The organism is Alcanivorax sp. HI0044, from assembly GCF_001634945.1.
On the sequence record NZ_LWEZ01000392.1, the window covers coordinates 1 to 1013 of the forward strand.

Sequence of the window (1013 nt, forward strand, 5' to 3'; positions counted from 1 at the left end):
TTCCAGGTTCACTGGCGTCCCCACCTGCCATTGACCGATGGTGGTGACCTCCTGGGTGTGCGGAATAATGTTCAGGGAAAACACCGCTCCGGCCACACTGTTCACCGTCAGGCTGATGCCATCGACGGTGATTGAACCCTTGTGGGCAATGTACTTGGCCAGCTCCGCCGGTGCCTCGATATCGATACGCACCGAACGGGCATCCTGCTTCATCTCGACAATCTTGCCCAGGCCATCCACATGACCGCTGACCAGGTGGCCACCCAGTCGGGAGGACGGAGTCAGGGCTTTTTCCAGGTTCACCGTGCTGCCCACGCTGATTTGCGCCAGCGAGGTCAGCGACAGCGTTTCCCCGGATACATCCGCCTCAAAGGCACCACCAGGCAACGCGGTGGCGGTAAGGCATACGCCGTTCACTGCGATGGAGTCGCCCAGCTGCACATCGGAAAAGTCCAGCCCTTCGCTCTTGATCAGCAAGGTCACATCGCCGCCTTTCGGGGTCATGGCGGCCACCTTGCCCATGGATTCGATAATGCCGGTAAACATGTAAACTCTCCTGCGTCAGGCTCGCAGACCAGACACGTCGGTATTGAGTCGAAAGTTTAAAGTTCAAAGTTGAAAAGCGCGGGCAGAGCCTTGCCTGTTGTCCGTTCCGCGCCCGCGTTCACCGGTAATCGCGACGCCAACCACTCAACCTCGCACCGCCCTCATCTGCGTTTTAACTTTCAACTTTGAACTTTAAACTCATTACGCCGGAACCAGCGTCAAACGCAGATCATCGCCAATCTGGCGCACATCCTGCCAACGCAACGCCACCTTCTCGCTCATGCTGGCCAACTGCGGCAGCCCCAGTAACGGCCGGGCTGACGAGCCCAACAGGGCCGGTGCCATATAGACGAGAATTTCGTCGAACAGGCCCTCACGAACAAACGCACCGGCCAGCGTGGCGCCACATTCTACCAGCACTTCATTACATTCGCGCCGGTTCAATTCGATCAACAACTGCTGCAGGT

At 58.0% G+C, this 1013-nt stretch carries 2 protein-coding genes; both read right to left on the reverse strand.

What is annotated here, in order from left to right:
• Positions 1-546: riboflavin synthase (locus A3730_RS04815; protein WP_063537616.1), on the reverse strand; the 546-nt coding region annotated here is incomplete at its 3' end.
• A 201-nt stretch (positions 547-747) separates the two neighbouring features.
• Positions 748-1013, reverse strand: a 266-nt coding sequence (locus A3730_RS04820) for a RibD family protein (protein ID WP_197477296.1), incomplete at its 5' end; no start/stop codon positions are given.